Consider the following 23554-nt stretch of genomic DNA (forward strand, 5'->3'; position numbering starts at 1 on the left):
GGTGGCTGGCCTTGTCTGCCACTTTCCGTAACAGATAGGACCGGGGCAAGACAGGGAAAAGAGGCCGCATGTTCGACACGATGACGCTGCTGGGAGCGCACCTGGCCGCTGGTGCCCTCTCCTTCCCCGAGATGAGCCCCGCCTTGTTCTCAATCGATTTTGGCTTTGTCGGCCTCGGAAAGTTCCATCTGCGCTGGTATGCGCTCGGCTACATGGCCGGGATCGGCCTTGCCTGGTGGTATGCCAGCGCCTTGCTGAAGCGTCCGGCCCTGTTCGGCGGGACGAGCCCGCTGACCAAGGACCAGCTCGACGACATCATGTTCTGGATCATCCTGGGCATCATCCTCGGCGGGCGGTTCGGCTACATCCTGTTCTACATGGTGCCTTATCAGTTCGATGCGCTGATGGCGGACCCCGGCGCCATCCTGCGGATATGGGATGGCGGCATGTCGTTCCATGGCGGGATCTCCGGCGTGGCCATTGCGCTGACCTATTTCGCCTGGTCCCGGAAAGTCAGCTTGTTCGCCATCGGCGACATTGCCGGTGTCGTGGCACCGATCGGGATCGGTCTCGTCCGCATCGCGAACTTCATCAATGCCGAGCTTTACGGCCGCCACACGGACTCGTCCTGGGGCATGGTCTTCCCGGAAGGCATCGTGCCGGGCTCCACCCCGCCCGCCTATAATTGGGACACCGGCAACTGGGTCTATAATGGCTTCGAGACGGCGCGCTATCCGAGCCAGCTTTATGAATCTGCGCTCGAAGGCTGGTTGCCGCTGGTTGTGCTCTCCCTCCTGATCTGGCGCTTCGGCGCGCTGAAGCGCCCGGGCCTCGTCGCGGGCCTGTTCCTGCTGATGTACGCCTTCGGACGGACCGTCGTAGAGAACTTCCGCATGCCGGACAGTTTCGTTCACGGCATGCCGGAATGGCTGACCATGGGCCAGCTGTTGTCCATCCCGATGTGGCTGGGCGGTGCATGGCTCGTCTGGAACGCGTTGAAATCGAAACCCGCGAGCCCGGCGTGACGCTGAAGGAACGCCTCATCCGCCTGATCGAAACGGGCGGCCCGATCCCGGTATCGACCTATATGCAGCTATGCCTGCACGATACGGCGCAAGGCTATTACGCGACCCGTCCCGGCATCGGGAAAGACTTCATCACCTCGCCCGAGATCAGCCAGATCTTCGGGGAACTGATCGGCCTGTGGCTGGTACATGAATGGAAGGCGATGGGATCGCCCGAAGAAATCCGCATCGTCGAGATCGGACCCGGACGCGGCGTCCTGATGAAGGACGCGCTACGTCTGGCCATGATGGCGGGCGGCGGAGATTTCGCCGATGCAATGCGTATGACCCTGGTGGAACCAGCACCGGCGATGCGCGAGGTCCAGAACGAAACGCTGGCGGCTGCCCAGCCGGAGTTTGTCTCAACCCTCGCCGAAGTGCCGGCCGGGCCGATGCTGCTGGTTGCGAACGAGTATCTCGACTGCCTGCCCGCGCGCCAGTTCCGCAAGGATGGTGACAGCTGGCGCGAATGCGTGATCGGCCTCGATGCGGGCCGGGAACTTGTCTTCGGTCTCGCCGCCGATGAACAGGCGGCCCCGGAAGGCAGCGGAGACGCCAGCACAGCGGTGGAAGTACAAACCGGCATCGACCTGCTGGTCGCAGACCTCGTGACCCGTACCGCACCCTTCCGCGCCCTGTTCATCGATTACGGTCCGTCAGATATTGCACCGGGTGACAGCCTTCGTTCGTACAAGGATGGCCAGCAGGTGAGCCCGCTTGCCCTGCCCGGCGAGTCAGACCTGACGGTGGATGTCGATTTCGGACGTCTCGCGCGGATGTCCACGAAGGCCGGGCTGGACGTCGCCGGGCCCGCACCGCAGGGCATGTTCCTGCTCGGCCTCGGCGCGCAGGCACGGCTGAACCAGCTGGTGAAAGCAAACCCGGATGACGGCGAAGCCATCTTCAACGCCGCCCAGCGCCTGATCGATCCGAAAGACATGGGCGAACGCTTCAAGGCGATCTGCCTGTCGTCCGGCGGCCTGCCGGTTCCGGCGGGATTCTAATCGCCGAACTTGCACCGCGGGATCCGGTCGCCATATCTCCGTATCTGAAGGAGCCCCGCCATGGCACATCACAAACGCAAGGGACCGAAGTCGACCCGCGCCGGGTGCCTCTTGTGCAAACCGCACAAGCGCCAGGGCGGAAAGCATGTGCACGGCGCGCGCGACCTGGCGAAACGCCGTGCGGCGGCTGAGGATATCCGCTCAGCCCTCCAGTAAGTGCGCCACAACACGCCGGCTGTGCGGGGCATCCCGGTGCTCGAACAGGTATAGGCCCTGCCAGGTGCCAAGCGCCATGCGTCCGCCGATGACCGGGATGGACAGCGATGTCTGTGTCAGCGCCGCCTTGATATGCGCCGGCATGTCGTCAGGCCCTTCTGTGCGGTGTTCCAGATAGTTCATGGACGGGTCGTCTGCCGGGGGCACGAGGCGGCGGAAGAAGGCCTTGAGATCCGTCTGCACATCCGGATCGGCATTCTCCTGTACCAGCAGCGAACAGGATGTGTGCTGGCAGAACAGGGTGAGCAACCCATCACCATCTGCGGCGCCCGACAGGAAACGCTGGACGGCCGGAGTGAACTCGTAGAGGCCCTGCCCCGTCGTCCGGATTGAAATCGTATCGTGCATGTATTCGCGCCGGAGTAGCTGGCCAAGGGGACTGTCTCGTCCTCGCATGGATGTTAGGATGGCGGCAATGGCCGGGCGTGGAGTCTGGCGGGATTCAGGAGATGACGGATGCGCTGGCAGGGTGGACGCAAGGGCGGCAATATCGAAGACCGGCGCGGCATGGGCCCCGGCAAGGTGGCCGGCGGCGGCATCGGCGTGATCATCGTCGCCCTGATCGGCTATTTCGTACTCGGCATGGAACCGGACGAGATTGCCCAGATCGTCAGCGAACAGCCTGCAGGCACCGCCAGCACGCAGGAAGGCGTCCGCGGCACGCCGGAAGACGAGGCTGGCCAGTTCGTCGACATCATCGGCGCCAATATCAATGATGTGTGGAGCCAGGCGCTACGCGGCTATCGCGAACCGACGGTCGTGCTCTACGAACAAGGCACCGGTACAGGTTGCGGCTTCGGACAGGCGGCGATGGGCCCCTTCTACTGCCCGGCCGACCAGACTGTGTATCTGGATCTCGGCTTCTGGCAGGACATGCAGACCCAGCTCGGCGCCTCCGGGGCGGACTTTGCCAGAGCCTATGTCATCGCCCATGAGTTCGGCCACCATGTCCAGAAGCTGACCGGGGCCAGCGACAAGGTGCGCCAGGCCCAGAAGGCGGCCCGCAGCCAGGAAGAAGCCAATGCCTGGTCGATCGCGCTGGAACTGCAGGCCGACTGCTATGCCGGCGTCTGGGCGGCGCATGCGGCGGAAGTCTCCGGCGGCGCGGTCGCGCTGGAACCCGGCGATGTCGAGGAAGGGCTGCGCACGGCCCAGGCCATCGGCGACGACATGATCCAGAAGCGCATGACCGGCAAGGTCACGCCCGAAGCCTTCACCCACGGCACCGCGGAACAGCGCGTCGAATGGCTGCGGCGGGGTCTCTCCACTGGCGACCCGGCCGCCTGCGATACGTTTAGCCAATAAGGGCACGCTTCAGCCAACCTGCGGCGAACTCGTCAGTTTTCCTCATTGCTGCGCCCCTGCCCCTCCCCTAAAGACGGCGGGGAAAACGCAGGAACACGAAGCGAGGAAACGACATGACCGACACACCGCAGGGCTTTGACACGCTGGCCATTCACGCAGGCACAGAGGCCGATCCGGCCACCGGCGCGCGCCAGGTGCCGATCTATCAGACGACCGCTTATGTCTTCCGCGATGCCGATCATGCGGCCGCCCTCTTCGGCCTGCAGGAAGTCGGCTACATCTATTCCCGCCTGACCAACCCGACTATCGGCGCGCTCCAGAACCGCATCGCCGCGCTGGAAGGCGGCGCCGGTGCTGTCTGCTGCTCGTCTGGCCATGCTGCGCAGATCATGGCCCTCTTCCCGCTGATGGCGCCGGGCCGCAACATCGTCGCCTCGACGCGCCTCTATGGCGGCACGATCACCCAGTTCAGCCAGACCTTCAAACGCTTCGGCTGGTCCTGCACCTTTGTCGACTTCGACGATCTGGACGCAGTGAAAGCCGCCATCGATGACGACACCCGCGCCATCTTCTGCGAGACCATCGCCAACCCGGGTGGCTACATCACCGATCTCGACGCCATTGCCGCGATTGCCGACGGAGCCGGCATCCCGCTGATCGTCGACAACACGACAGCGACGCCCTACCTCTGCCGCCCGATCGATCATGGCGCGACGCTGGTTGTCCACTCGCTGACCAAATACATGACCGGCAACGGCACGGTGACCGGCGGCGTGGTGGTCGACTCCGGCAAATTCGACTGGTCGGCCAGCGACAAGTTCCCGTCCCTCTCCCAGCCGGAACCGGCCTATCACGGCCTGACCTTCCACGAGACGTTCGGCCCGGCTGCCTTCACCTTCCACGGCATCGCCATTGGCCTCCGCGACCTTGGCATGACGATGAACCCGCAGGGCGCGCACTATACGCTGATGGGCATCGAGACCCTCTCGCTGCGTATGGAGAAGCACGTCGTCAACGCCCAGAAGATCGCCGCGTGGCTGGAAGGCCATGAGGCCGTCGCAAGCGTGACTTATGCCGGGTTGGACTCCTCACCTTACAAGAACCGCATTCCGAAGATCTGCCCGAAGGGCGCAGGCGCACTCTTCACGGTTCAGCTGAAGGGCGGATATGAGGCTTGCACCAAGTTTGTCGCGGGCCTGAACCTGTTCAGCCATGTCGCGAACCTTGGCGATGCCCGCTCGCTGGTCATCCACCCGGCCTCGACCACGCACCGTCAGCTGACGGAAGAACAGCAGATCGCCGCCGGCGCCTCACCGGACACGGTCCGCCTCTCCATCGGCATCGAAGACGCCGACGACCTGATCGCGGATCTTGATCAGGCGCTGAAGGCGGCAAGCTAACCCGTCCGATTGGCCAATAGAAAACGCCCGCAGGAACAATTCCTGCGGGCGTTTCCTGTTTCGGGAGATAGATGACCCCTACGCGTCGTCGAGCAGGTCTTCCATCCGGTCCATGATGTCGTTCATACGGCGCACGACCGCCTGGTAGGCATCAGGCTTCGTCATGTCGAGGCCTGCCTCGTTCAGCAGAATGTTGTGCGGATAGTCCGACCCGCCTGCCTTCAGAACGTTGATGAAGTTCTCGCGCACCTGGTCATCCCCCGCAAGGAACTGTTCCGAGAACCACGCCGCACCGGAAACGGACGTCGCATACTGGTAGACATAGAACTCATAGTAGAAGTGCGGGATGTAGGCCCATTCGACCGTGTACGCGTCATCAATGGTCAGAACGCCTTCATCATGGCCGTGATACTTCTTCAGCAAAGCCCCATACATCTCGGTCAGCTTCGCGCCCGTCAGCGGCTCGCCCCGTTCGGCGGCCTGGTGAATGGCGAGTTCGAATTCACCGAACATTGTCTGGCGATAGAAAGTGCCGCGCAGGCTTTCCAGCGCCTGGCCGAGATAGAACAGTTTCTCTTCCTTCGTCTCGGCATGTTCGATCATGTACTCTTCCAGAAGGATCTCGTTGATGGTGGACGCCATCTCCGCGATGAAGGTGGAATAGCTGGCCGTTTCGAAGGGCTGTTCCGATTTCGACAGCATCGTGTGGACCGCATGGCCCCACTCATGCGCAAAGGTCGACATGGAATCGTAGTCGTCATTGTGGTTCAGCAGCAGGTACGGATGCTCATCATAGGCTGAACCGGCCATATAGGCCCCGGTTTCCTTGCCCTCCTGCGGATAGGCATGCATCCACTGCTTGCTGAGACCTTCCTTCAGCAAGCCGATATATTCTTCGCCAAATGGCTTGAGGGCTTCGAAGGTGATTTCCTTGGACCGTTCGATGTCGAATTCGCCGGTATCGGCCTCGATCATCGGTGGATAGATATCGTAATAGCGCATGTCGTCCACGCCCAGCATCCGTCCACGGAGCTTGAGGTATCGATGGAAGACCGGCAGCGCCTCGTTCACCTGATCGACAAGCTCAGTGTAGATTTCGGGCGGCAGCGCGTCATCGAACATGTTGCGCTGTAGCACGCTTTCATAATTGCGGGATTTTGACCGGAAGATCGCAGATTGCACCTGCGCGTTCAGGGTCGCGCCCATGCCGTTCTCGTACTGGCCCCAGGCGTCCCAGAATGTGTCGAAGACAGCCTTACGGTCCGCGCGGTTGGGGGCACCGCGATAGCGGGAATAACCCGCCTGGTTCAACTTCACATCCGTTCCGTCCGACAAGGTTATTGTCGGCCACGGAATCGAGGCATTGGCGAACAGGCTGTAGATCTGGTTCGGCTGTGACAGCGCAAGGCTTGCCTGTGCGAGCAGTGCCTCACCGTCGGCATCCAGCGTATGCGGAGCTTGGCGCAGCGTGTCTTCAATCCCGAACCGGAAATCAGCCAGTGCCGGTTCGGCATCGAGATAGGCCACCACCTTCTCTTCGCCGAGGCTCAGCGCCTCCGGATCCATCCAGCTTGTTGCCTCACCAAGCGCCTGAAACAGGTTTTGCGCTTTGCCGAAACGCTCCTGGGCGACGGGATCGCCCTGGTTCTCGTCATAGCTGAGCGATGCGTATGTGTAGAGACGCATGCCATCTTTCGCGACATCGGACGTCTGGCGAAAGACAGCCGCCATTTGCGCTGCACTTTCGCCGAGGGTGCCGCGATTGGCCGGAAGCTCTGCGATCCGCGCCTCGACTTCGGCATAGGCAGCGTCCCAGGCATCGGAAGACGCGTAGAGATCGCTCAGATCCCAGACGATCGCTTCGCGTTCCGCGGCGGCTGTGTCACTCGCGACCTCGCTTGTGACAAGAGGTTCAGCGGACGTCGAAAGGCCCGCACAGGCGGACATTGCAATGATGGCTGCAGCGCAGGCGCCGCCTCTGAGAAGAGTGGTCAGGTTTGTCATTCTGGTTCTGCCCCGGCTTATTGTTTATCGGAAAGCCGAAACAACCATGTCCGTTCTCACCTGACAAGAGAATTTATTTATATTCGATAAGGGCCGGCACCGCGCTCAAATGAAAAGGGCGGCCCTTGGGCCGCCCTTCATATGGATCAGGTATCCAGGAAGCTGCGCAATTTGCGGCTTCGGCTCGGATGCTTCAGCTTGCGGAGCGCTTTGGCTTCGATCTGGCGGATACGTTCGCGCGTCACGCTGAACTGCTGGCCGACTTCCTCCAGCGTGTGATCGGTGTTCATGCCGATGCCGAAGCGCATGCGCAGCACGCGTTCCTCACGCGGAGTGAGCGAAGCGAGCACGCGGGTTGTCGTCTCGCGCAGGTTCGACTGGATCGCGGCATCGACCGGCAGGAGCGCGGCCTTGTCCTCGATGAAGTCGCCGAGGTTCGAATCCTCGTCGTCGCCAATCGGCGTTTCCAGAGAGATCGGCTCTTTCGCGATCTTCAGAACCTTGCGGATCTTCTCCAGCGGCAGTCCCAGCTTCTCGGCCAGTTCTTCCGGGGTCGGCTCGCGGCCGATCTCGTGCAGCATCTGGCGCTGGGTACGGATGATCTTGTTGATCGTCTCGATCATGTGCACCGGAATACGGATCGTGCGGGCCTGGTCGGCAATCGACCGTGTTATCGCCTGACGGATCCACCAGGTGGCATAGGTCGAGAATTTGTAGCCGCGGCGATACTCGAATTTGTCCACCGCCTTCATCAGGCCGATATTGCCTTCCTGGATCAGATCCAGGAACTGAAGGCCGCGGTTCGTGTACTTCTTCGCGATGGAGATCACGAGGCGGAGGTTCGCTTCCACCATCTCCTTCTTCGCGATACGGGCTTCGCGCTCGCCTTTCTGCACCGTCTGGACGATGCGGCGATAGTCATCGATCGGAATACCGATTTCCTGCGCGATCTCGGAAATTTCCGCACGCACATCCTCGATGTCGCCTTCCTTGGATTCGATGAAGCGCTTCCACTTGGCCGAAATGTCCTTGACCTTTTCGGTCCAGTCCGGCTCCAGCTCGCGGCCGAAATAATTGCTGAGGAATTCCTTGCGCGGCACGCCATGCGCGTCAGCAAGGCGCATCAGTTTGCCTTCCAGGCCCATCAGCTTCTTGTTGATCGCGTAGAGCTGTTCCACCAGCGCCTCGATACGGGCGTTGTTGATGTGGATCGTCTTCAGGTTCTCGACGATGTTGTTCGACAGTTCGTCGTATTCGGTCTGCGCCTTCGGCGTCAGTTCCTTGCCTTCCATGCGGCGGGACACGAGCTTGTCCTGCAGCTTGCGGTAACGGCCGAAACCGTCAGCAATCTCGTCGAGCTTGGCGAGGACACCGTCACGAAGTTCCGCTTCCATGGCCGACATGGACATGGCGGCGGCATCATCTTCGTCCTCTTCCTCTTCGGCCTCTTCCTCTTCGGCCTCTTTCTGCTGACGCTCGCGCTCGGCTTCGACTTCGTCGACATCGCCGCGGCGGGTCTTGGCCTTGGCTTCCGGCTCTTCTTCCTTTTCGACCGGCTTCGGCTCCGGCGGCGGGTTTTCCGCGCCATAGGTCGCCTCAAGGTCGATCAGGTCACGCAGGAGGATCCGCTCATTGATAAGCTCGTCGCGCCAGACCATCATGGCTTCGAAGGTCAGCGGGCTTTCGCACAGACCGCGGATCATCGCATCCCGGCCAGCCTCGATCCGCTTGGCAATCGCGATCTCGCCCTCGCGGGAGAGCAGCTCCACCGCGCCCATCTCGCGCAGGTACATGCGCACAGGGTCGTCAGTCCGGTCAGAGCCGCGGGCGTTGCCTTTCTTGGCGACGACCTTGCGGTCCTCGATCTTGGTCAGGGCCTTGCCCTGCTCTTCCGCCTCTTCTTCGGTCTCGACGACGGCAATGCCCATTTCCGAGATCTGGGACATCACGTCCTCGATCTGGTCGGAGGTCATTTCGTCGTTCGGAAGAAGGGCGTTGATTTCGTCGTGGGTGATGAAGCCGCGCTTCTGGGCGCGCTTCAGGACCTTTTTGACGTCAGTCGCGTTGAAATCGACAATACCGGAATCATTGTCCTTCTCGTCGTTATCGCCGTCGCCCTGCGTATTCTTCTGTTTGGCAGATGCCATTCAATCTCTCTCCCGTGACGTACCGCGCGCTCATCCCGCCATACGTCTCAAAGTTTTCGCGCCTTTTCAGCTCTCGCCGACTTTTCCTGCTGCCTCGTTCATGCGGGCTCTCAAAGCCCTTCGTTCCGCGACGAGCTGGTGCTTGCGCCGCCAGGCTGATGGCGACGACGTAGCATCCGCGCCAGCATCATCCGTGCCAGCGTCGGCGTCCTGCTCGACGGAACGACCTGCAACCATGTATTGCTCGAGGGCTATGAGCCATTCCCGTGCCTCGGGTCCGTCGACCGCTATCGGAGGCGTGTTGGGATATTCGTTGAGCAGACTGGCAGCGCGCATGTTCCCTGCTTCCGCTAAATGGGCGCTCAATGTCCCGCGGTCAATAGGTTTTCCTGCATGTGCGAAATCCAGCACCGCATCGCGCATGAGGCTGACATCGGGATCGGCAAAGGCGGCTGCGGCAAGGGTTTCGGCGCCCAGGTCCAGCAGTTCCGGCGTATCGACCGCGCGCACGACCTGCCCCAGGCCGCGCAGTTTGGCCGGCGCACCGCCTTTCAGCTCTACCTGCCCCTGCTCTCCTGACGCGGGAAACTGTCCCGTTCCGGGCCGCTTCCTGTAGTCGCCACTGCCTTTTCCCTTGCTGCGGCTGGCTTGGCGGATTTGCCAGAAATGGTCCCGCATGCGGGATTTCAGATCGCGCTCATAGGCGGCGCGGACGCCGGGGTGCTGGATCTGCGCCGCCGCCGCCATGAGGCGCGCCTCAAGGCCGGCCTGACGTTCCGGCGTATCCAGCGGCTCGGAATCCCGTTCACGCAGCCAAAGCAGTTCGGACATGGCAATCCGGCCATCCAGGGCATCTGACATGGCACCGGGCCCACGGGCCCGGATCAGGTCGTCCGGATCCATGCCGTCCGGCAGCAGGACGAAGAACAGCGAACGCCCCGGTTCGACATGCGGGAGTGCGCGGTCGATCGCGCGATAGGCCGCGCCAAGTCCGGCACGGTCACCGTCAAAGCAAAGGACTGGCTCCGGCCCCGCCTTCCAGATCAGGTTCAGCTGGTCTTCGGTCAGCGCTGTACCAAGCGGGGCAACAGATGTGCCGAAGCCCGCTTCAGCGAGCGCGATGGCGTCCATATAGCCTTCACAGACGATCAGGCCGCCGCCTTCGCCGCCACCCAATGCCTCGCGCGCCGTCTTGTAGCGGTAAAGCACCCGCGATTTGTGGAAGAGCGGCGTGTCGCCGGAGTTCAGGTATTTCGGCTTTGCATCCGCCTGCAGCGCCCTGCCCCCGAAGGCAATGATCCCGCCGCGCACATCGGCGATGGGGAACATCAGTCGTCCACGGAACGCGTCGTACGGCTCCCCGCCCCGGTCGCTTTCCTTGGCAAGCCCTGCCTCAAGGATCTCCTTGGTCGAGAACCCTTCAGATTTCAGGTGATCGATCGTCTTGCGCCAGTCATCCGGAGAATAGCCCAGCCGATGACGTTTCCACGCGGCTGGCCGAAGCCCCCGCCCTTCCAGATAGGTCCTTGCGGCTGCGCCTTCGCCCGACTGGAGCCTGTCTTCGAAATAAGTCGTCGCCGCTTCGCAGACTGCCTGAAGGCGTTTACGGTGATCATATTCCTCCGCAGCCTGTGGGCTGGCCTTGGGCAGCTGCATGCCCGCCTCTTCCGCCAGCTTTTCAACAGCTTCCATGAAGGTCAGCCGCTCAGTCTCCATGACGAAGCTGATGACGTCGCCGCCAATGCCGGAGGAGAAATCCTTGAAGATGCGCTTCTGGTCGTTGACGTAGAAACTGGGCGATTTCTCATTGGTGAAGGGCGACAGCCCGACCCATTCCTTGCCCTTCTTGGTCAGCTTCACCTTGCGGCCGATCACGTCCGAAGGCCGGATACGGGCCTTCAGCTCCTCTACGAAGCCGTCAGGAATGCGGATGGAAGGTAGCGCCATACAATTAGATTACCGCGTTCCCGCCTCCGGGGAAACGCGCCTTTTCATGTTCATCCATGAAAAGAGGGCCCGGCACTGCAGGGCCCAATGGAATTTATATCGCTCTGGTCAGCTGGCGCGCGACAGCGCCTTGCGGACGGCTTTGCCGGCGGCACCGGACTCGATCATGCCGGGATAGCGTTCCTTGAGGGCGCTCATGCAGCGGCCAAGGTCCTTGAGTTTGGAGGCGCCAAGGTCGGTCACAATCTCTTCCACGGCCGAATCCAGCGCCTTGCCCTGCAGGGGAACCGGCAGGAATTGCTGGATGATCTCGATTTCCTCGCGCTCGCGGATGGCTTCTTCGAGCCGGCCGGCATCTTCATGCTCGCGGGCAGCGACTTCGCGCTGGGCAACCATGGTCTCCAGCACGCGGCGTACATCCGCCTCCGGGCAGCCTTCACCGGCACCGCGGCCACGGGCACACACATCCCGGTCACGTACCGCGCAATCGATCAGGCGCAGCGTCGCCAGGCGCACGCCGGGCTGGCCCTTTTCAGTCTCTGATTTGAGGGCATTCCCAATGCGCGCCTTAAGCGACATCAATCCACTCGTATCTTCTCGGCCCATGCCGCGTTTTGCCTCTCATAAGCCCTGCCGCATCACTCGCTTGACGCCGCAGAGACTCCGCCCCAATACACCGGTCGAACTTCATGCGGCTGGGTTAACGAGACCCTACGCGGCGCCCGGGAGGTGTGACAAATATGTCCTACTTGGCCAAAACTCAAGCGGCTACATCAGCCACGGGAGCGATCGCCCTCGCTGATGGCACAGTGTTTCTGGGTCACGGCACCGGCGCGGAAGGCACTCGAATCGGAGAATTGTGTTTTAATACAGCGATTACGGGCTATCAGGAGATCCTGACAGACCCCTCCTACGCCTCCCAGATCATCCTGTTCACATTCCCCCATATCGGTAATGTCGGGACCAATGACGAGGACCATGAAGAGTCCTCGGAAGCAGGATCTCACGCGGCCCGGGGCGCCATTTTCCGCGAGCCGATCACGGCGCCTTCGAACTGGCGATCTACTGAAACCTTCGAATCATGGCTGCAGAAACGCGGCATCGTGGGGCTTTCCGGCGTCGACACGCGGGCCATCACCCGCCTCATCCGTGAAAAAGGCATGCAAAAGGCCGCGATCTGCCACCAGCCGAACGGAAATATCGATCTCGACGCCCTGATCGAGGCCGCCCGCGCCTGGGAAGGCCTCGAAACAGCTGACCTGGCCGCAGACGTCGATACCGGCGCCGAATTCGATAATTCTGAAAGTCTCTGGAACCCCGAAACCGGATACGGCCACCTAGATACCCCGGCTTTCCACGTTGTCGTGGTCGATTTCGGCGTGAAAAAGAACATCCTGCGCAACCTCGCCAATGTCGGCATTCGCGCGACGGTCGTGAATGGCGATGCCTCGTTTGACGAAATCGCCTCGCACAAACCGGACGGCGTCGTGTTCTCCAACGGCCCGGGCGACCCGGCAGCGACCATCAAACGGTCCGGCGACATGATCCGCGCGGTTATCGACAGCGGCCTTCCGATCCTTGGCATCTGCCTCGGCCACCAGCTTCTTGCGCTGGCCCTTGGTGCGAAGACGATGAAAATGGCCCAGGGACACCATGGCGCGAACCACCCGGTGAAGGATCTGTCTACCGGCAAGGTCGAGATCGTTTCCATGAACCACGGCTTCACGGTCGACCCGGCGAGCCTGCCGGCCGGCGTGGAAGAAAGCCACCGCTCCCTGTTCGACGGCACGAATTCCGGCCTCGCCGTGAAGGACCGTCCGATCATCTCCGTTCAGCATCACCCTGAAGCCAGCCCCGGCCCGCAGGACAGCTTCTACCTGTTCAAACGCTTCGCGGACCTGATGGACCAACACCGGGCCGGAAAGTAGTCCGACCCTTTTTGAAAGTTTACGGCCATGACGGCCATTGCCTCTGAGGTGCCCCTGCCCGGCGACAACCGTCTGGGCGCGATATTGGGCGATCTCTCTTCCAAGGGCTGGAGCTGGCAACCGCAGATGTTGCCGGACGAGTTGTACGCCGCGCTGCGTGCAGAAGTCCTCGCTGCGAATGCGGAAGGCGATCTGGCGCCAGCGGGGATCGGCAGGGAAACAGACTTCCAGCTCGACCGGACAATCCGCAAATCCCGGATTGCCTGGATGGATGGGTCAACGCCGGCGCAGGCAGGTTTCCTGCTGTGGACAGAGCAGCTGCGGCAGGCGCTCAACCGGGGCCTGATGATCGGTCTCTTTGAATTCGAGGCCTGCTTCGCTGTCTACCAGCCGGGGGAATTCTATGACCGCCATCTCGACAGTTTTGAAGGCGCGCGCAACCGGGTCGTGTCGCTGGTTGTGTACCTCAACGAGGACTGGACCGGGGAAAACGGTGGCGCGCTTGTGGTCTGGCCCGAAGGCGCGGACGAGACGGCAGAACCCGCCGCACGCATCCTGCCGGAACGTGCGGGTGTCGTATTCATGCTCTCGGAAACCGTTCCGCATGCTGTCGAAGTGACACAGGCGTCACGTTTCGGCATTGCCGCCTGGTGGCGCGTGAACCCTTCCATTCAGGGACAGATCGATCCTCTGGCCTAGCTCAAGCTCCGGATCATGATCTCGAAGGCCTCGTAAACCTCGTCGGGTGTCAGCCCATCAACGCCTTCTGCCAGGGCAAACCCCGCACCGTTCAGGGCGGATTGTACCAGCACCGCATAGGAATTCACGCGGCTGGGGTCGATGCGCCCCCGTTCCGCCAGTGCTTCCATCGCCCGGTGCACATTGCCCTGGCCAAGATCGCGATTGGATTCGTACCCCCCCTGGAGTCCAAGCACGACGGGGCCTTCATAGAGGACGATCTTGAAATATTCCGGGCGCGCGGCCCAATTGAGATAGACCCGGGCTCCCGTCAGGAACTGTATGTAGGGATCGTGCTCCCCACTCATTTTTTGGGCTTCCGAAAGGGCCTCCTCCCCCATCCTGGTCTGCAGGTCCGTCCAGACTTCGCGGAACAGATCCAGTTTACTGGGGAAGTGGTGAAACAGCGCACCCTTCGTGACGCCTGCATCGGCGACGATGTTTGCAATGCTGGCGTTAAATCCGTCTTCGGCAAATCTTTTCCGGGCCGCGTCAAGAATGGCGGCTCGCGTGGCTTCTGCCTGTTCTGCAGTTCGCCTAGGCATAGGTCGTTATTTTCGTTGCTACTCTATCATACCAGTGGTACGTAACATTTCAAAGCGCTTCCGAGGTATTTCATTGCCCGCAGCGCCCTTTTTTGGAACCGCGTATGTATCGAGCTGGGTGGGACTGGCCTCAGGCTAGCGCGGGACGCCAAGGAACTGCGCCCGCCTGCAAAGGTAAGGGCGCAGTTTTATGTTTGGAGGTCTGCAGCCTTCCCCCGGTGTCTTCTACCGTAACTTGCCGCAACGACTTTCGTACTCGGCAATCGCGCCAGGCATCCACTTACGGAAATTCTCGGCCCGGGTTTCGCTGGCGGGGTGCGTGCTCATCCATTCCGGCGGTCTCTGCCCGGCGCCAATCGCGCCCATGCGCTGCCAGAGTTCCGGCGCCTCGCGCGGGTCGTAACAGGCCCGCACCAGCAGATCGAGGCCGATTTTGTCCGCCTCGGTTTCATGCTCTCGCGAAAATTTCAGCATCCCACCCTGTGCAGCAAGACCGAAGGCCTGCATGACAGCGCGCTGCTGCGCAGGGTCCATGTCGCCCATGGAGACGCCCACCGCCATTTGCCCCATCTGCATCACCTGCTGCTGGCTCATCCGTTCAGCGCCATGATGTGCCAGCGCGTGGCCGATCTCGTGCCCCATGACGACGGCCAGCTTGTCCGGATCAGCAAGGTCGTCCATGCCGAGGTGTCCGTCATAATTTCCGGTGATGTCCAGAATGCCGGTATAGACCGCCACATACCCGCCAGGCAGGCAGAATGCGTTGGGCGTGGCCGACTGCACGACATAGTAGGTCCAGTCGAACTTGTCGGCGACCGGGGTGAAAGCATAGCCATCATCCCGTAATTCCTGCTCAAGCTCCACCGCCGCTGCCTGAAGGCGTGCCCCAATTTCACGCACGGTCGCGGTCAACGCGGCCTCGTCACCTGCACAGGCACCATCGGCACACAGCACCGCATTCCCTTGGCTCTGTTCCTGGTTCAGGATCTGCAGGTAGGATTGCTGTCCGAGCTTCACTTCCTGCTCGATGGAGACGGTGTTCAGCTGCTTGCGGCCGGAAAACGGCACAGGCTTCTGGTTCATCTGCCAGTACAGGAACAGGCCGAAGGCCGCGATCAGCAGGAGGCCGAAGCGGCTGCGTAGTAAACGCGCAATTCCCCCTCCTCCGCGATACATCCCGCCAGGCTGCGTCGGCATGCGCAATATAGCCTTCCTCATCACCGTCCTGAGTGCCTGACGAGTGTTAGCGGAGAGCTCCCGGCAGGAAAAGCGCCTGCGACACGCTTTGCGTTCACCGCCGGACAGACTATGTAGCGATCATGACTGAGACACCCGCCAACCAGCCGAAGCTCGAGATCCGGATCATCCCGGTCACGCCCCTCCAGCAGAACACGTCCATGATCTGGTCGACCGAGACCATGGAAGGCGTGTTCATCGATCCAGGCGGCGAAGTGGACAAGCTGATGGGCGCCGCCGAACAGTTCGGCGTGAAGATCGTGGCTGTCTGGCTGACGCACGGCCACATGGACCATGCCGGGGCTGCGGCTGCCGTTGCGGAGCGGACCGGATGTCCGGTCATCGGCCCGCACGAAGATGACCAGTGGCTGCTCGACGAGATCGAGACCCAGGGCGCAAAATACGGCATCAAGGACGGGAAGAATGTGACGCCTGACCGCTACCTGCATGATGGCGACGTTCTGGAGCTGGCCGGCAACAAGTTCGGTGTCGTGCATACGCCCGGCCACACACCGGGCCATGTCGTGATCTACTCGCAGGAGGGCGCGCTGGCATTCGTTGGCGATGTCCTGTTCCGCGGTTCTGTCGGACGGACAGACTTCCCGCGTGGGAACCAGCAACAGCTGGTCGACTCGATCACCGGCAAGCTCTGGCCGCTCGGACCCCAGATGCGGTTCGTGCCCGGTCACGGCCCTCTTTCCACCTTCGGACAGGAGCGGCAGGACAATCCATTCGTGGCCGACGAGGTAACGGGATACCAAGGCACCGAGAAGCAGGCGCCGGACGAGATGAGCCAGAAGCTTTCCAAGCGCTGGAGCTGACCCGGCCGGGCTCGCTCCCCGAATTCATTGCAATGCCGAGTGGGAACAGATCACAATCCCGCCTGAGAGCGCCGCTTCCGGATCGTGTCCGGAAGTGACATCGACCAAATTACTGCAGCGCTCGCAGACATTCTGCGTGCATTCACCTTGCCCAAGCCTCCGACTCTGCTATGACGCAGCCGTTTGACCGCGAGGAGTTAGGGCCCATGCCAAAGCGCACAGATATCAGCTCTATTCTCGTTATCGGCGCCGGTCCCATCATCATCGGCCAGGCTTGCGAATTCGACTATTCCGGCGTTCAGGCGGTGAAAGCTCTCAAGGATGAAGGCTACCGCGTCATCCTCGTAAACTCGAACCCGGCAACGATCATGACCGATCCGGAGCTGGCCGACGCCACCTATATCGAACCGATCACGCCGGAAGTCGTCGAGAAGATCATCGAAGCGGAGAAGCCGGACGCCCTGCTGCCCACGATGGGCGGCCAAACGGCGCTGAACTGCGCACTGGACCTGCACTATGCAGGCATTCTTGAAAAGCATGGCGTGGAGCTGATCGGCGCGCGAGCCGAAGCCATCGAAATGGCGGAAGACCGCGCCCTCTTCCGTGAAGCCATGGACCGGATCGGCCTGGAAAACCCGCGCGCAACGATCGTGTCGTCGCCGCGCGATGAAAAAGGCAAGTATGACCGCATCACCGGCCTGAAGCGCGCCATGGACGCGCTGGAGACCGTTGGCCTGCCAGCCATCATCCGCCCCGCCTTCACGCTCGGCGGGACCGGCGGTGGCGTAGCGTACAATGTCGAGGAATATGAAGAGATCTGCCGCTCTGGTCTCGCAGCCTCCCCAAATGCGCAGATCCTCATCGATGAGAGCCTGCTCGGTTGGAAAGAGTATGAAATGGAGGTCGTCCGCGACACGGCGGACAATGCCATCATCATCTGTTCCATCGAGAACATCGACCCGATGGGCGTCCACACCGGCGACTCCATCACCGTTGCCCCTGCCCTGACGCTCACCGACAAGGAATACCAGGTGATGCGGAACGCCTCGATCGCCGTGCTGCGTGAGATCGGCGTGGAAACGGGCGGCTCGAACGTGCAGTTTGCCGTGAACCCGGCCGACGGCCGTCTGGTCGTTATCGAGATGAACCCGCGCGTGTCGCGCTCCTCGGCCCTTGCCTCCAAGGCAACCGGCTTCCCGATTGCCAAGATCGCGGCAAAGCTCGCCGTCGGCTACACGCTGGACGAGTTGGACAACGACATCACCGGCGTGACGCCAGCCTCCTTCGAGCCGACCATCGACTATGTCGTCACGAAGATCCCACGCTTCGCGTTCGAGAAGTACAAGGGCACCGAACCGGTCCTGACCACTGCGATGAAGTCGGTGGGCGAAGCCATGGCCATCGGCCGGAACTTCAAGGAAAGCTTCCAGAAGGCGCTGAACTCGCTGGAGACCGGCCTGACGGGTCTGAACGAGCTGGAATTCGAAGACGAGACCAAACTGCGCGCAGCCCTGGCGGTCCAATCGCCTGATCGCCTGCGCGTTGTTGCCCAGGCCTTCCGTTCCGGCCTCAGCGTGGACGAGATCTACGCCATCACCTCGATCGACAAATGGTTCCTGCGCCAGTTCGAGGAAATCGTGGCCGAGGAAAACAAGATCCGTTCGCAAGGCTTGCCGGACGACGCCTACGCGCTGACGGACATCAAGGCGATGGGCTTTTCCGACAAACGCCTCGCCGAACTGACCGGCACGACAGAACAGGCCGTGCGCGACCATCGCCACGCCCTGGATGTCCGCCCGGTCTACAAGCGCATCGACACCTGCGCTGCAGAGTTCGCGGCCAAGACGCCTTACCTCTACTCGACTTACGAGCATCCGCTGTTCGGCCAGGACAAGCCGGACTGTGAATCCCTGCCCACCGCACGGGAAAAAGTCGTGATCCTCGGCGGCGGCCCGAACCGGATCGGCCAGGGCATCGAGTTCGATTATTGCTGCTGCCATGCGGCGTTTGCAATGGAAGACCTCGGCGTCGAGTCGATCATGGTCAATTGCAACCCGGAAACGGTGTCCACGGACTATGATACGTCTGACCGCCTGTATTTCGAGCCGCTGACAGACGAGCACGTGCTCGAAATCATCAGCAAGGAAAGCGGCGCCGGCCACTTGCGTGGCGTGATTGTCCAGTTCGGCGGCCAGACCCCGCTGAAGCTCGCCAATCCGCTGCACCAGCAAAACATCCCGATCCTTGGCACCAGCCCTGCGTCCATCGACCTTGCCGAAGACCGCGAGCAATTCGCGGCCCTGCTCGACAAGCTCGGCATTCAGCAGGCGCCCTCACGCACTGCCCGCAGCGTTGACGAAGCGCAGGTCAAAGCCAACGAGATCGGCTATCCGGTCATGCTGCGCCCAAGCTTCGTGCTCGGCGGCCGCGCAATGGAAATTGCACGCGATGACGACGACCTGCGCAAGTTCGCCGCCGAAGCGCTTCAGGTTTCCGGCGATGCCTCATTGTTTATCGACCGTTACCTGTCGGATGCGACCGAGGTAGACGTCGATGCGATCTGCGATGGCGAAAACGTCCATGTCGCCGGTATCATGGAACATATCGAGGAAGCCGGCGTGCACTCCGGCGACTCCGCCTGCGCCCTGCCACCCTTCACACTCTCACCTGCCCTGCAGGGCCGCCTCGCCGAGCAGGCAGTTGCGCTTGCCCGTGAACTGAAGGTACGTGGCCTGATCAACATCCAGTTTGCCGTGAAAGATGACGAGATCTACGTACTGGAAGCCAACCCGCGCGCCAGCCGGACGGTTCCGTTCGTCGCCAAGGCTGTCGGTGCACCGATTGCCGGCATCGCGGCGAAAGTCATGGCCGGCGAGAAGCTGACCGAATTCGACCTGACGCATGCTCACCCCCGCCGCGTGGCCGTGAAGGAAGCCGTCTTCCCGTTTGCCCGTTTCCCCGGTGTCGATCCGCAACTCGGCCCCGAGATGCGCTCAACCGGCGAAGTCATGGGCTGGGATGATGATTTCGGCACCGCGTTCCTGAAGAGCCAGATGGGCTGTGGCGTCATCCTGCCGTCTGAAGGGGCAGTCTTCATCTCGGTGAAGGATTCGGACAAGAAGGGCGTCACAGAAGCGGCACGCGATCTGGTTGAGCTCGGTTTCACCCTTGTCGCTACGTCAGGCACGGCAGCACATCTCGAAGAAGAAGGTTTGCCAGTCCGGACGATCAACAAGGTGAATGAGGGCCAGCCGCACATTGTCGATGCCATGATCAATGGGGACATCCAGCTGGTCTTCAACACGACGGAAGGCGCAACATCCATTGCAGACAGCGCCTCGATCCGCCGCACAGCAGTGGCCCGCAAGATCCCCTATTACACCACGCTGGCTGCATCCATCGCTTCAGTTCAAGCGATAACCAGCATGAAGTCCCGGGAAATCTCCGTGCGCGCCTTGCAATCAGCGTGATAACGCCCACTTGACGACGTTCACATTTGCGACAACGATTTTCGCCCAATTACAGAGGTGACCCCCTATGGAACGCATCCCCATGACCGCAGAAGGCCATGCTGCGCTTCAAGCTGAGCTTAAAAACCTCAAATCGGTTGAGCGCCCGAACATCATCGCGGCGATTTCTGAAGCACGCGCACATGGCGACCTGTCGGAAAACGCCGAGTACCATGCCGCCAAGGAGAAGCAGAGCTTCATCGAAGGCCGTATCAGCGAACTGGACGACAAGCTCGCCCGCGCGGACGTGATTGATGTTTCCAAGCTGACCGGCGGCAAGATCCGCTTCGGCGCCACCGTTTCCCTGATCGACGTCGATTCCGAAGAGGAGGCCTCCTACAAGATCGTCGGCGACGACGAGGCGAACGTGAAGGAGGGCAAGATTTCGATCTCTTCCCCGATTGCCCGTGCCCTGATTGGCAAGGAAGAGGGCGACGAAGCCGAGGTCGCTGCCCCCGCAGGGGCCCGCGCCTACGAAATCATCAAAGTCGAGTACCGGTAAGTGTCCGGGCCGGGATCGCTCGGACCCTCAGTCTGGGCGGTCTCTGACGGCCGCGCAGGCAACGCCGCTCAAGTGCGCGCTGTCGTCCAGGCATTGGGCGAGACGCGCCGCTGGATGAAGATCGGCCATATTCCGGGGGAAGCCCACCGGTCCGATCCGATCATCCTGACCCCCCGTATACCGTGGACCTGGTTGCCGGCTGACAACTGGCCCTCCCCGCTGTCTGCCCTGCCTGCAGATCAGCGCACGCTTTTGCAGGCGCCTTGGCCCACCGTCTGGATCGCCGCTGGCCGACGCTCGGCCGCCTTCACACGCGCCGTGCGGGAATGGTCCGGCGGGCGTACACTGACCGTCCAGATTCTCGATCCACGTATTCCGCCAGACAATTTCGACCTGCTCGTGACACCCAAGCATGATGGCGTGACGGGTCCGAACGTGATCCAGACAGTAGGGTCCCCCTCCTATTTCTCTCCGCATGCGATTGAAGAGGCGGCGCAGGCATTTGCCGATCTCGCTGACGAACGCGGCAAAAGCGCGATCGTCATCCTGGGCGGCAACAGCAAAGCCCACACATTTACGGAAGCGGCAGCCGACCGGCTCGACGCCCAGTTGCGCGAACTTGCCGGAAAAGGCTGGCGGCTGAGAATGACGGCGTCGCGCCGCACGCCCGATCCGATACGGGCGCGGTTCCGCCGGTTGGCCGACGAGATTGGTGCAAAATTCTGGTCGGGTACGGAAGATGGCCCGAACCCATATATCGCCTGGCTCACCTTCTCCGATGTCGCCATCGTCACGGAAGACAGCGCCAATATGCTTTCAGACGCCACCTGGCATGGCCTGCCCCTGCATATTGCAAAGCTGGAAGGGCGATCCGAAAAATTCGACAAACTGCACGAAAGCCTGATTGCGCACGGTGCGGCACGCTGGTTTGACGGCACACTGGAGACGTGGGCGTATGCTCCCCTGCGCGAAGCAGACCGGGTCGCCGATGCCATTGTCGACAAACTGCTGGAGCGCTATCCGCAGCCCGATATGGGACAAGCGGACATGGTGGCAGCACCCGATTGGTTGAGCTGATTGCTCACGGTCCGCTTTTTCTTGCGTTTTGAATCCGCCTGAGGCCATATGTCCCTGAATTTGGGGACACGGGATGGCACGCGACATCGAGCCACTGCGCCAGTTTTTCCGGGGTTGCCGTGATGCGGCAAACTTCCTGGACCTCCGCGTTGCATCAGCGAATTATTTCGAAGCAACCCATGTCGTGATGGCCAGCTACATCCATTACCCGCCGGTTGGTGCTCATGATTTCGATGGGCAGATCCGGGTTGGAGAATTCGGCTATCCGGAAGCATGGCGGGAAACCTATCTCGCGGAAAAGCTGCATCTATGCGATCCGCTAGCCCGCAGAGCCGTAAATTTCACTCGCCCATATTTCTGGACAGAAGCCTCGCAACTTCCAAATCTGACGCCCGAAGAGCGTCACTACCTTCAGCGCGCCACTGCGCAGAATATGGGCGAAGGTATAGGTATTCCGCTTTTCGGCCCGGCTGGACGCAACGGATATGCCGCGCTCGGCTTTGGCCAGTCGGAACGCCCGCCTGCGGATGAAGTTCTGGAACTGCAGGCGGCGGCGCAGATGGGCCATCTCGCCTATTGCCGCCTTCTGCTAAAGGACCTTCCGAATGGCACGAACCTGTCTGCCCGTGAGCGCGAAATCCTGCGCTGGGTCGCGCGTGGCCGTACCAATTCGCAAATTGCCGAAGTGCTAGATTTGTCACGCAATACGGTCGAGACCTATATCCGGCGCTGCTTTGAGAAGCTCGATGTAAACGACCGCGTGTCAGCCGCACTCCGGGGCATTGCGCTCGGCATGGTCGACTGACAGCCTGTCAGGCTGCGGCAACGCGGTCATCCGCCGGGATGGCTTTCAGGATAAACCCGCCGCCGAGAATCCGCGTGCCGCCATTCGGATCATACAGCACCGCTGCCTGTCCGCGCGCGACACCTTCTTCCGGCTGATCGAACCAGATCACGGGCGTACCGTCATGCCAACCCAATCGAGCGGGCACGGGTGGACGCGTGGACCGCACACGGACGAGCACGGATGCGCCGGCGTCAGCCGCCGCCTCAAGGCTTCCCGTACCGATCCAGTTCAGCTCCTCCAGCAACAGGCCGGACGTCATCAGAGCTTCACGCGGGCCGACGATAACACGGCGGTTCGGCGCGTCGATCTTCACAACAAAGAGGGGGTCCCCGGTCGCGACTCCGAGGCCCCGGCGCTGACCAATCGTGTAATGAATCACGCCATTGTGCTCGCCCAACACGCGTCCGTCGAGATGCACGATTTCGCCACCCCGCCCGGCACCGGGGCGGAGTTTCTCGACGACATTCGCGTAGGAGCCCTCGGGCACGAAGCAGATGTCCTGGCTGTCCGGCTTCGATGCCACCGGCAGATTGAACCGGTCAGCCAGCTCGCGCACTTCGGTCTTCGGCAAGCCGCCCAGCGGAAAGCGCAGGAAGTCCAGCTGCTCGCGTGTTGTCGCGAACAGGAAATAGGACTGGTCACGCGAGGCATCGGCCGCGCGGTGCAGTTCCGGCCCCTCTGCTCCATCCGTACGGCGGATATAGTGTCCTGTGGCGAGGCAATCGGCACCGAGATCTTTCGCCGTTTTCAGGAGGTCAGAGAATTTGACCGTCTGGTTGCAGCGAATGCAGGGGATCGGCGTCGATCCGGCGAGGTAGGTGTCGGCAAAATCCTCCATCACCTGCTCGCGGAACTTCGACTCGTAGTCCAGCACATAGTGCGGAATGCCGATCATGTCGGCGACGTTCCGCGCATCGTGGATGTCCTGCCCGGCACAGCAGGCCCCCTTCTTCTCGATGGCGGCACCATGATCGTACAGCTGCAGCGTGATTCCGATCACATCATAGCCTTCGGCTTTGAGCATGGCGGCCACGACAGAACTGTCGACCCCGCCAGACATGGCGGCGACCACGCGCGTGTCAGCCGGCGCTTTCGCGAATCCAAGGGAATTGACGCCGCCTGTCCAGGCAGCCGTGTGTGTATCGGTCATCTCTCACTCCCGCCGGGTTCAAGGCCCGGAGCAGCCAAGGTTGAGGCGCGCATA

General features: G+C 61.6%; 20 protein-coding genes. 12 read left to right on the forward strand and 8 right to left on the reverse strand.

Annotated elements, in window-relative coordinates; genetic code table 11:
- Positions 1-68 precede the first annotated feature (68 nt).
- Genes lgt through R3C98_RS00210 form a run of 3 tightly spaced genes read left to right on the forward strand, consistent with a single transcriptional unit; the run spans position 69 to position 2284 of the window.
- Positions 69-1025 (forward strand): prolipoprotein diacylglyceryl transferase, encoded by a 957-nt coding sequence (lgt, locus tag R3C98_RS00200; protein WP_371312084.1) that lies wholly within the window; start codon positions 69-71, stop codon positions 1023-1025.
- Positions 977-2068, forward strand: a complete 1092-nt coding sequence (locus R3C98_RS00205; protein ID WP_371312085.1) for a class I SAM-dependent methyltransferase — start codon at positions 977-979, stop codon at positions 2066-2068. The genes lgt and R3C98_RS00205 overlap by 49 nt, the downstream gene beginning before the upstream one ends.
- A gap of 60 nt (positions 2069-2128) precedes the next feature.
- Positions 2129-2284 carry a hypothetical protein gene (locus R3C98_RS00210; protein WP_371312086.1) on the forward strand — a complete coding sequence of 52 codons (156 nt, stop codon included), beginning with the start codon at positions 2129-2131 and terminating at the stop codon, positions 2282-2284.
- Here R3C98_RS00210 and R3C98_RS00215 read toward each other — a convergent pair.
- Positions 2270-2692 carry a secondary thiamine-phosphate synthase enzyme YjbQ gene (locus tag R3C98_RS00215; RefSeq protein WP_371312087.1) on the reverse strand — a complete coding sequence of 141 codons (423 nt, stop codon included), beginning with the start codon at positions 2690-2692 and terminating at the stop codon, positions 2270-2272. The genes R3C98_RS00210 and R3C98_RS00215 overlap by 15 nt on opposite strands.
- 108 nt (positions 2693-2800) lie before the next feature.
- Here R3C98_RS00215 and R3C98_RS00220 point away from each other — a divergent pair, with 108 nt between their 5' ends.
- Together R3C98_RS00220 and R3C98_RS00225 are read left to right on the forward strand one after the other, a co-directional pair.
- Complete coding sequence (locus R3C98_RS00220) at positions 2801-3649, forward strand: neutral zinc metallopeptidase (protein ID WP_371312088.1); 849 nt, start codon at positions 2801-2803, stop codon at positions 3647-3649.
- A gap of 113 nt (positions 3650-3762) precedes the next feature.
- Positions 3763-5049, forward strand: a complete 1287-nt coding sequence (locus tag R3C98_RS00225) for an O-acetylhomoserine aminocarboxypropyltransferase/cysteine synthase family protein (RefSeq protein ID WP_371312089.1) — start codon at positions 3763-3765, stop codon at positions 5047-5049.
- Positions 5050-5127: 78 nt separating this feature from the next.
- Here R3C98_RS00225 and pepF read toward each other — a convergent pair whose 3' ends face one another.
- From pepF to R3C98_RS00245, 4 genes are all read right to left on the reverse strand, one after another.
- Entirely contained in the window at positions 5128-7053 is a 1926-nt protein-coding gene (pepF, locus tag R3C98_RS00230; RefSeq protein WP_371312090.1) for an oligoendopeptidase F, read from the reverse strand.
- Between the two features lie 146 nt (positions 7054-7199).
- Positions 7200-9200, reverse strand: coding sequence for an RNA polymerase sigma factor RpoD (gene rpoD / locus R3C98_RS00235; protein ID WP_371312091.1), 2001 nt, complete (start codon positions 9198-9200; stop codon positions 7200-7202).
- 66 nt (positions 9201-9266) lie between these two features.
- Positions 9267-11147 (reverse strand): DNA primase, encoded by a 1881-nt coding sequence (gene dnaG, locus R3C98_RS00240; protein WP_371312092.1) that lies wholly within the window; start codon positions 11145-11147, stop codon positions 9267-9269.
- Between the two features lie 108 nt (positions 11148-11255).
- The gene (locus tag R3C98_RS00245) at positions 11256-11753 is read right to left on the reverse strand and encodes a GatB/YqeY domain-containing protein (RefSeq protein WP_371312093.1); all 498 of its coding nucleotides are present in this window, start codon (positions 11751-11753) and stop codon (positions 11256-11258) included.
- Positions 11754-11887: 134 nt separating this feature from the next.
- Here R3C98_RS00245 and carA point away from each other — a divergent pair, with 134 nt between their 5' ends.
- Both carA and R3C98_RS00255 read left to right on the forward strand, forming a co-directional pair.
- A complete protein-coding gene (gene carA / locus R3C98_RS00250; protein ID WP_371312094.1) occupies positions 11888-13075 on the forward strand; it encodes a glutamine-hydrolyzing carbamoyl-phosphate synthase small subunit in 1188 nt (395 codons plus the stop codon).
- 27 nt (positions 13076-13102) lie between these two features.
- On the forward strand, positions 13103-13774 hold the full coding sequence (locus tag R3C98_RS00255; protein WP_371312095.1) for a 2OG-Fe(II) oxygenase: 672 nt from the start codon (positions 13103-13105) through the stop codon (positions 13772-13774).
- Here R3C98_RS00255 and R3C98_RS00260 read toward each other — a convergent pair.
- Together R3C98_RS00260 and R3C98_RS00265 are read right to left on the reverse strand one after the other, a co-directional pair.
- Positions 13771-14358, reverse strand: a complete 588-nt coding sequence (locus R3C98_RS00260) for a TetR family transcriptional regulator (protein ID WP_371312096.1) — start codon at positions 14356-14358, stop codon at positions 13771-13773. The two genes, R3C98_RS00255 and R3C98_RS00260, sit on opposite strands and share 4 nt — an antisense overlap.
- Before the next feature lie 225 nt (positions 14359-14583).
- On the reverse strand, positions 14584-15555 hold the full coding sequence (locus R3C98_RS00265) for a M48 family metallopeptidase (RefSeq protein WP_371312097.1): 972 nt from the start codon (positions 15553-15555) through the stop codon (positions 14584-14586).
- Positions 15556-15677: 122 nt separating this feature from the next.
- Between R3C98_RS00265 and R3C98_RS00270 the strand changes: the two genes are divergently transcribed.
- From R3C98_RS00270 to R3C98_RS00290, 5 genes are all read left to right on the forward strand, one after another.
- Complete coding sequence (locus R3C98_RS00270) at positions 15678-16415, forward strand: MBL fold metallo-hydrolase (RefSeq protein ID WP_371312098.1); 738 nt, start codon at positions 15678-15680, stop codon at positions 16413-16415.
- Between the two features lie 206 nt (positions 16416-16621).
- Positions 16622-19885 (forward strand): carbamoyl-phosphate synthase large subunit, encoded by a 3264-nt coding sequence (gene carB / locus R3C98_RS00275; protein WP_371312099.1) that lies wholly within the window; start codon positions 16622-16624, stop codon positions 19883-19885.
- A gap of 67 nt (positions 19886-19952) precedes the next feature.
- Complete coding sequence (greA, locus tag R3C98_RS00280; protein WP_371312100.1) at positions 19953-20426, forward strand: transcription elongation factor GreA; 474 nt, start codon at positions 19953-19955, stop codon at positions 20424-20426.
- A complete protein-coding gene (locus R3C98_RS00285) occupies positions 20427-21503 on the forward strand; it encodes a mitochondrial fission ELM1 family protein (protein WP_371312102.1) in 1077 nt (358 codons plus the stop codon). It begins immediately after the preceding gene.
- A gap of 73 nt (positions 21504-21576) precedes the next feature.
- Positions 21577-22308, forward strand: coding sequence for an autoinducer binding domain-containing protein (locus R3C98_RS00290; protein ID WP_371312103.1), 732 nt, complete (start codon positions 21577-21579; stop codon positions 22306-22308).
- A 7-nt stretch (positions 22309-22315) separates the two neighbouring features.
- Here the strand turns inward: R3C98_RS00290 and mnmA are convergent, their stop codons facing one another.
- On the reverse strand, positions 22316-23500 hold the full coding sequence (gene mnmA, locus R3C98_RS00295) for a tRNA 2-thiouridine(34) synthase MnmA (RefSeq protein WP_371312104.1): 1185 nt from the start codon (positions 23498-23500) through the stop codon (positions 22316-22318).
- Positions 23501-23554 lie beyond the last annotated feature (54 nt).

The sequence above is a fragment of the Hyphomonas sp. genome (assembly GCF_041398465.1).
Classification (GTDB): Bacteria; Pseudomonadota; Alphaproteobacteria; order Caulobacterales; family Hyphomonadaceae; genus Hyphomonas.